This is a genomic window from Myxococcus sp. AM009 (genome assembly GCF_013372605.1).
GTDB lineage: Bacteria > Myxococcota > Myxococcia > Myxococcales > Myxococcaceae > Myxococcus > Myxococcus vastator.
This window is the reverse complement of record NZ_JABXEP010000236.1, coordinates 1-8,477: the sequence shown is the minus strand read 5'-3', so window position 1 is coordinate 8,477 and position 8,477 is coordinate 1. Positions and strand designations below refer to the sequence as shown.

The 8,477-nt window shown below is 71.5% G+C and carries 3 protein-coding genes; 1 reads left to right on the top strand and 2 read right to left on the bottom strand.

All coding sequences use genetic code 11. The features are described 5' to 3' along the window. Positions 1-1,287: phosphatidylserine/phosphatidylglycerophosphate/cardiolipin synthase family protein (locus HV824_RS33445; RefSeq protein WP_176425081.1), on the top strand; the 1,287-nt coding region annotated here is incomplete at its 5' end. On the opposite strand, the gene HV824_RS33440 is transcribed toward HV824_RS33445, so the two are convergent. Further along, the gene (locus HV824_RS33440; protein ID WP_255208542.1) at positions 1,284-2,696 is read right to left on the bottom strand and encodes an MBL fold metallo-hydrolase; all 1,413 of its coding nucleotides are present in this window, start codon (positions 2,694-2,696) and stop codon (positions 1,284-1,286) included. The genes HV824_RS33445 and HV824_RS33440 overlap by 4 nt on opposite strands. A gap of 249 nt (positions 2,697-2,945) precedes the next feature. After that, complete coding sequence (locus HV824_RS33435) at positions 2,946-7,580, bottom strand: DNA topoisomerase 3 (protein WP_255208541.1); 4,635 nt, start codon at positions 7,578-7,580, stop codon at positions 2,946-2,948. Positions 7,581-8,477 lie beyond the last annotated feature (897 nt).

The following is an 8,477-nucleotide window of genomic DNA, read 5'->3' as shown; positions in this document are numbered from 1 at the left end:
GTGCTGTACCTGCTGCTGGGCATCAACCGCATCCGGCGGCGGGCGCGTTCGTTGATGCTGAAACAGGCGCCTGGCCGCTTCCCGCTGTCGCCCCAGGTGGCGCCCATGAAGGCGGAGACGGTGAGCGTCCCCCACCCCGAGGCCGCCCCCCTGGCTCCCCTGGTGCGGCTGGGGGACGCGGTGGTGGGCCGGCCGCTGCTGCCGGGCAACCGCGTCACCGTGCTGGAGTCCCGCCGGGACGCCTACCCGGCCATGCTGGAGGCGATTGACGCGGCGCGTACGACGCTGTCGCTGTGCAGCTACATCTTCGACAATGACGTGGCGGGCCGGCGCTTCGTGGAGGCGCTGGGGGCGGCGGTGAAGCGGGGCGTGGAGGTGCGGGTGTTGGTGGACGCGGTGGGCTCGCGCTACACGTGGCCGCCCATCCTGGGCCGGCTGCGGCGCGCGGGCGTCCGCGCCGCGCGCTTCCTGCCATCGCTGATGCCCTACCGGCTGCCCTTCGCCAACCTGCGCAACCACCGCAAGCTGCTGGTGGTGGACGGGCGCGTGGGCTTCACGGGCGGCATGAACATCCGCGAGGCCTTCTGGCCCGGCGAGCACGCCGCGGTGGACCTGCACTTCCGCGTCGAAGGCCCCCTGGTGGGCCAGCTCCAGGAGACCTTCGCGGAGGACTGGGCCTTCACCACGCGCGAGCGGCTGACGGGCGAGGCCTGGTTCCCGCCGCTCACCGAAGCGGGCACCGTGCTCGCGCGGGGCATCGCGGACGGCCCGGACGAGGACCTGGAGACGCTGCGCACGGTGCTGCTGGGGGCCCTGGCCACCGCGCGGACGTCGGTGCGCATCGTCACGCCCTACTTCCTGCCGGACACGGTCCTCATCACCGCGCTGAGCGTGGCGGCGCTGCGCGGCGTCCAGGTGGACATCCTCCTCCCCCAGAAGGGCAACCTCCCGCTGGTGCAGTGGGCCACCTGGGCGCAGCTGTGGCAGGTGCTGCGGCCGGGCTGCCGCATCTTCCTCACCGCCCCGCCCTTCGACCACACGAAGCTGCTGGTGGTGGACGGCGTGTGGTCGCTCATCGGCTCGGCCAACTGGGACCCGCGCTCGCTGCGGCTCAACTTCGAGTTCAACGTGGAGTGCTACGACGCCGCCCTGGCCACGCAGCTGGAGGGCGTGGTGGCCGCGCGGCTGCGCGACGCGCGGCCCCTCACGTTGGAGCAGGTGGACGCGCGCGCCCTGCCCATCCGCCTGCGGGATGGGCTGGCGCGGCTGCTGTCGCCGTACCTTTAGAGCAGGGCGCGGCGGACGCGCCAGAAGGTCTCCTTGGCGGCGCGGAAGCCCCGTGAGTCCTGGGGCAACAAGGCGCGCAGCAGCTCCGCGGACTGCGTCTGCAGGGGCCGCACGCAATGCGTCTCCACCTGGGCGCGCAGGAAGCCCAGCGGGTCGCGCCTGCGGTAGTCCGCGAAGTAGGTCCGCAGCTCGTTGCGCGTGCGCGCCTGCCCGTTGTCCGCGTACTTGGCCACGTAGGGACTGAAGTCCGGGTAGAGCCGCCCCGCGCCGAAGTCGCCGTGCAGCGTCGTCTTCATGAAGTTGCCGATGAGCAGGTCGTCGAAGACCTGATAGCGCACGGCCGTCATCAGCGAGCCGCGCGGCACCTCGAAGGTGATGCCCCGGTGGAAGCGGCGCTTCTGGAACGCGACGACGTGCTCCCGGCCGCCCACGCGGAAGCGCAGGAAGTCGAGCGTGCGCCCCAGGTGCTCCACGCCAAGGAAGTAGGTGGTGAGCGTCTTCACCTCGTCCGCGTCCAGCGGCTCGCTCCAGTCGTCCCCGAAGGCCTTGGGGTCCACCGGGCGCAAGACGCGCTCCGGAGGCTGGATGCGCTCTGTCTGACCGCGGATGAAGTCGTGGCGGATGAACGCGGGCAGCAACGAGCAGGTGCGCGACTCGAAGCCCCGGCCGTAGTCCTCCAGCCGGGTGGTGTACTCGGAGGCCCAGCGGCTGTCGGCCCGCTGGTACTTGTGCATGGAGCTGAAGGGGATGAAGTAGCGCGCCCCGTAGAACTCCGCCTGCCGGGCAATGGTCCGCCCCACGGGCGTCTTCGCCGCGGCGTGGGGCGCGATGCGCTGCCCGTCCTCGGTGAAGAAGTTCATCATGTCCGCGTCGCCATACCCGGACAGCGCCAGGAGGTACGACTCCTGATACCCGCTGACCACCTTGCGCACGAAGCGGCCGGCCCCGCGGTCCCCCGCGTCGTTGAGGTTGACCAGCAGCCGCCCGTCCATGTCCACCAGCAGGACGGCGTCCTGATTCACGTCCGGCAGGCACATGACGCGGATGCGCGGTGACAGCTGCGTCCACACCCGGTCCACCAGCACATGCACATTGAAGCCCTGTTCGCGCAGGTCATCGCGCATGCGGTTGCCGAAGTGGTTGGGCACCAGCAGCGTGCGCGCGCGCAGCACGTCCAGCGACTCCATGCTCAAGTGGTCCGGGTGGCCATGGGACAGCCACACGTAGGGGCAGGCCTGGATGGCCGCGCGCTGCGCCGCCGGAATCTCATGCGACAGCGTCCAGCTCCCGAAGTACGCGCTGCCGTCCGTCCACGGGTCGGTCACCAGCACCGGACCGTGGTCGTGGCAGATGAGCGTGGCGTTTCCAATCGTCTCGAAGCCCAGGTCCATCGCGTGCCCCCTCTTCATCCTGCGTCCGCTCGCAAGTCCGCCGGTTTGGTCGGACCAACGTGGCGATGGGCGGACGCCGCCTGCACTGCCCGCCAGCGCGGTGAAGAAGATTCGTTGCCTGGACGCACGCTGCCCGTTCCTGCGGGCGTGTGGACGCGGTCCCTTGCGCCCCGCCCCGCGGCCTTGCCATGGCATCGGCGTGGCGCGCGGGAAGAAGCGCCCTTCCCTTCGTGGGAAGGACGCCGCCTCATGCGCGGGCTTCCGGGCTCAGCTCCTGCGCGCCACCAGGGAAAGAATCTGCGCGCCGTAGCGCTCCGTGAGGGAGGGCCCCACCCCGTGGATGGCCATCAGCTCCGAGCCATTCTCCGGACAGGCCGACGCAATGGCCTCCATCACCCGGTCGGTGAGGATGCGGAAGGCGGGCACGCGCCGCTTGCGAGCCTCCGCGAGCCGCCAGGCCTTCAAGGCCTCCACCATCTTCGCAGAAGGCTCGGCCGTGCGCCGCGTCGCGGCCCCGCCATTGGCGCGGACCGTGCGCTTCTTGCCCGAGGACCGCTTCGCGGCGCCCGCCTCCGCGCCCTTGCCCCGCTTGCGCTTGGCGGCCTTCTCCAAGGGTATTGGCAGGAGCACCTGCTGGGGGTCCACCGCGCGCGTGCGCCGGCCCGCGTCCGTCAGGGCCAGACGCTGGAACGAGATGACCTGCCCGTCCTTGTCGAACGAGTCCACCGCCAGGCGCGTCAGCCCGGCGCGCACCAGTCCGCCCACCAATCGCTCGAAGTCGCGCCGAGGCAGGGCCTCTCCGAACAGCTCACGGTGGAGCCGTCCGGTGGCCTGTCCGTCCCGCTCCTGGAGCGACTCCAGGATGCGCTCCAGCCCGTGCCGCTCCGCGGAGGTCGGCTCGGCGAAGCGCAGCGTGGCGCAGGCCTCCGGCGCGCAGACGTCGCACAGGCCACACGGCTCGCCCGAATCCTGGGTGTCACCGAAGTGCCCCACGAGCTGCTTCATGCGGCAGCCATGGGCCTCCGCGTAGCGCCCCATCTGCTCCAGGTGCAGCAGCTTGCGCTCACGCTGCGCGGAGTACGCCGCGGACCAGTTCGGCCGCCCGCGCATCACCGTCTCGTCGGGCGTCATGACGACGCCGCCGTGAATCCAGAGCTGCTCCAGCGCCTTGTCGAAGACCTCGGGGTCGCCTCGCACGCGGCCCTGGAGCACGGCCTTGGGCTCGAGCTGCGGCGCCGTGGACTGGAACAGCCGCTCCAGCACGTACGCCTCCGGGTAGTCCCGCCGGTGGAAGAACTCGTGCGTGCGCCGGTCGATGTACGAGTGCAGCAGCACCGCGCGCGACGGCTTTCCATCACGGCCCGCGCGGCCCAGCTCCTGGTAGTAGCCCTCCAGGCTGGCGGGGAGCGCCGCGTGGATGACGGTGCGCACGTCTGGCTTGTCGATGCCCATGCCAAACGCCGTGGTGGCCACGATGACCTCCAGCGAGCCCCGGAGGAACTCGGCCTGCACCCGGTCTCTCTCCGAGGGCTGGAGGCCCGCATGGTACGCGGCGGCGGTGAACTCGCCCGCGAGCAGGTCAGCGAACTGCTCGGCGTGCTTGCGCGTGGCCGCGTAGACAATCGCGGGCCGGTTCTCCTCATCCTGGAGCAAGGCCTGGATGGCGTCGCCGCGCGCGCTGGGATTCAGCTCACGCACCTCGATGGCGATGTTGGTGCGACGGAAGCCGTGAATGAAGGTGCGCGCCTTGCCCCCGGGGCCGTGCAGGCCGAGCTGCTGGACGATGTCGCGCTGCACGTCCGGCGTGGCGGTGGCGGTGAGGGCCACGACGGGCGCGGGACGCAGCAGGGGCAGGCGGGCGCCCAGGAGCCGGTAGTCCGGGCGGAAGTCGTGTCCCCACTGGGAGATGCAGTGGGCCTCGTCCACCGCGATGAGCGCGGGCGTGCGGCGCGCCAGGAACTCCACGAAGCCCGGGACGCCGAGCCGCTCGGGCGCGATGAACAGGAAGTCGAGCCGGTCCTCCAGGTAGTCCGCGCACACCTGCCGCGACATGGCCCTGTCTCTGCCGGAGTGGATGCGGTCCGCCGCGAAGCCGAGCGACTGGAGCCGCGCCACCTGGTCCTCCATCAGCGCGATGAGCGGACTCACCACCAGCGTGGTGCCCGCGCGCGCCAGGCCCGGTAACTGGTAGCAGAGGGACTTGCCCGCGCCCGTGGGCATCACGAGCAGCAGGTCCTCTCCCGCGGTGGCCGCGCGGCACACCGCCTCCTGGTACGGCCGGAACTCCGAGAAGCCGAACGCCTCCTTCAGCAGCGGACGCAGCGCCTCGGGCGCCGTCGGCGCGCGCCGCATGCGCTCCGGCCGCTGCCCGGAGGACGCAGCGGACGCCGTGGTCCGCGCACGGTTCACGGGAGCACGGGCGGCGCCAGCGTCCCCCCAGGCCCCAGCGTTCCAGCCCGCGCCGTCCGCTCGCGGAAGACGTGAGGCCGGTCCACCGCCCGGTGACATGGCGGAGGACGGAGGCTCGTCACGCGGCTCCGAGCGACCCACGGAGCCCGAAGTCCTGCTCCGCCGCGTCCCGAAGAGCGGCTCCGGAGCCTCCGCGAACGCTCCCTGGCGGCCCTGTCCCGGCACAGCATCCGCAAGGCGCTCGGCAGACGAATCCGCGAACGCCACCTGCCGTCCACGCCCCGACGAAGCATCCGCAAGGCGCTCGGCAGGGGCCCCCGCGAACGCAGCCTGCCCGCCAGGGCCACGCGCTCCCGCGCCAGCGCCGTGTGAAGCAAACGAACTTCCCGCTCCCGCCACCTGCGCCGCGCCGCCCTGCCCCCAACCCGCTCCAGGTGGCGCCCCCACGACCTCGTCGCGCAGAGGCCGTTGCGGCGCGGTGGCGCCATGGCCCACCACCTCGATGACATACGCCTCGATGCCGCGAATGAATGCATCGAGCTGACCCTCACCGCGCTCGATGCGCTGGAGCCACGCCTCCCACTGGCCCGTCATGGCCGGCGTCTTCACATCCGGGTGCACCACCTGGATGAGATGGATGCCCTTCTCCGTGGCCTCCATCACCTTGCCCCGGCGGCGCAGGTACTCGCGGTCCAGCAGCACCTCGATGATGGCCGCGCGGGTGGCGGGAGTCCCCAGGCCCGTCTCGCGCATCGCGTCCGCGAGCTCCTTCTCATCCAGCGCCCGCCCCGCCGACTCCATGGCCGTCAGCAGCGTCGCATCCGTGAAGCGCGGGGGCGGACGCGTGCGCTTCTTCACCGCCTCCACGTCCTCCACCGACTGCGGCTGCGCGCGCGCCAACCCCGGCGGCAGCGTCTGGGGCTCGTCGTCCGGCTCCCGCTCCGCGTCTTCGCCCTTGCGCCCCTCCGACTTCAGCCGCGGCGCCTTCTGCCCGCCGCCAATGTCCAGCACCTTCCAGCCCACCCGCTCCACCTGGGTGCCCGTGCTCTGGAAGCGGTCCACCACCGGCGGCGCCCCTGGCGACGTCACCGCGGTGATGACCGTGGTGACACGCCAGACATGGTCCTCGTGCCACGCCTGGAGCAGGCGCCGGCACACCAGGTCATAGACGCGCTGCTCGTCCGGAGACAGCCGCACCCCGCCCGGCGACGTGGGCGTGGGGATGATGGCGTGGTGGTCCGTCACCTTCGCGTCATCCACGTAGCGCTTGCCCAGCGCCCGGGCCCCCGTGCCGACGGCCAGGTCCTCCTCGTAGGGCGCGCGGATGGCGTTCACCACCTCCGGCAGCGTGTCCGCCACCGTGCGCGACAGGTGCCGGCTGGCGGTGCGCGGATAGCTCAACAGCTTGTGCTTCTCGTAGAGCGCCTGCGCCACCTCCAGGGTGCGCTGCGCGCTGAAGCCATGGAGCCGGTTGGCGTGCCGCTGCAGCTCCGTCAAATCGTAGAGGAGCGGAGGCGCCATCTTCTTCTCCTCCGACTCCAGCGATTCGATGACGGCCCGGCCGGAGCGCACGCGGTCGATGACGGCCTGCGCCTCCACCCCGTTCGCGTCCAGCCGCCGCGCCTCGCGCACGCCCTCGAAGCCCGGGGGCGCCAGGGGCTTGCCCTCCGGCCCCGAGCGGAACCACGTGCCCTGGTACCGCGCGTCCGGCGGCACACCCTTGGCTTTGGGCGCGAAGGTGGCCACGACCTCCAGGTAGTCACGCGGCACGAAGTCGCGGATGGCCAGCTCGCGCTCCACCACCATGGCCAGCGTGGGCGTCTGCACCCGGCCCACGCTCAGCATCTCTCCATGCCCCCCGTGCGCCAGCGTGTACAGGCGCGACAGGTTCATCCCCACCAGCCAGTCCGCCCGGCTGCGCCCCATGGCCGCGGCGGCCAGCGCTTCGTATTCACGGCCGTCCGCGAGCCGGCGGAAGCCGTCCTGGATGGCCCGCTCCGTCAGCGACGACACCCACAGCCGCTGGACCGGCTTGCGGCACTTCGCCGCGTCGTAGATGTACCGGAAGATGAGCTCGCCCTCGCGCCCCGCGTCCGTGGCGCACACCACCGAGGACACCTCCGGCGCGTTGAGCACCTGCTTCACCACCTCGAACTGGCTGCGCGTCTCCTTGGAGACGACCAGCGGCCAGTCCGCCGGGAGCATGGGCAGCAGCGCGCGGCTCCACTTCTTCCAGTCCGCGCGAATCTCATGGGGCTGCGCCAGCCCCACCAGGTGCCCAATGGCCCACGTCACCACGTAGCCGTTGCCGCGCAGCCAGCCCTCACCGCGCTCGTTCGCCCCCAGCACCCGCGCGATGTCGCGCGCCACGGAGGGCTTCTCCGCCAGCACGGCCACCAGGGAGGAGCGACCGGGGGACGCCTTCACACCACCGCCGTCCCTGCCTCCGCGCCTGTCCTCCCGGGGCGTCTCGCCCATCTCTTCCCACCTCATGTGCCCTGTCCCCTCCCGCCCACCACACCGCCTACCAGGGAGGGAGCCTGGAGCCGCGGCGTGAGCCACTCCCCTATCGTGTCAGGCTGACATCTCCGAGCCCCGCCTCGCCCTACCCGTGGCGCCTGCTCGCCCCACGTCCCGCCCGCCACCTTCCAGGTCTCTGAGAAGACGCGGAAAATGCGCCCCTCCGACACCCCGTAAAACACGCCAGACACGCTGGCGCGCTCACGCAAGCAATTGGCGCGGAGGCGGAAAACTCCGTCCAGGGTCTGAGCCAGTATGCCCTTGTCGCCAGTCACTTCGGCGGACCGAACGGGGGGAAGAAGCATGTCGCACGTCGCGTATGGACCGGGCCGGGGGGCATCAGGGGGAAACACGAGGCTCGGTGCAGTGTCGCACGGCGACAAGGGGAGCAGGGCCACGGCTCAACGGCCGGGGCGCTTTTCCCGGGGGGAGTGGCTCGAAGCCACTGGGGGGGCTTTGGAGGGCATCGTCATTCCGGAGCTGGCCACCTTCGCGGGGGCGAAGCGGGCACAGCTGGCGGTCCTGGCGAATTCAGCCGTGACGGCAGCCATCCAAATCCAGTCGAGGGACGTAACGCGGGTGGCGTCCATGCGCCCGCAGACGTTCGGACGCGCTCAGACGCAGGCACGGCTGCGGGCCCTCTCAAGGCCCGCGGTGCCCTGGGACGCGGCAGGACAGGTGAAGGGGGGGCCTCGGCTCCCCCGAGTGACGGTGCTGGGGGGCGCCGGGCACGTACACCTGAAGGGGCCGTAAGCGGTGTAGGGGGAAGGTTTCACACGCAGTTTCGCTGGAGGGGTCCAAGGCCCTCCGGACACACACCAAGGGCGGGTAGGAGGACGGCGCCGCGGGGCGGCAAAGTCTGTGGATGGG

What these genes read in the sequence shown, in the direction of transcription:
- HV824_RS33440 (WP_255208542.1), bottom strand. Translation starts at nt 2,696, where the DNA reads ATGAAGAGGGGGCACGCGATGGACCTGGGCTTCGAGACGATTGGAAAC.
- HV824_RS33435 (WP_255208541.1), bottom strand. Translation starts at nt 7,580, where the DNA reads ATGAGGTGGGAAGAGATGGGCGAGACGCCCCGGGAGGACAGGCGCGGA.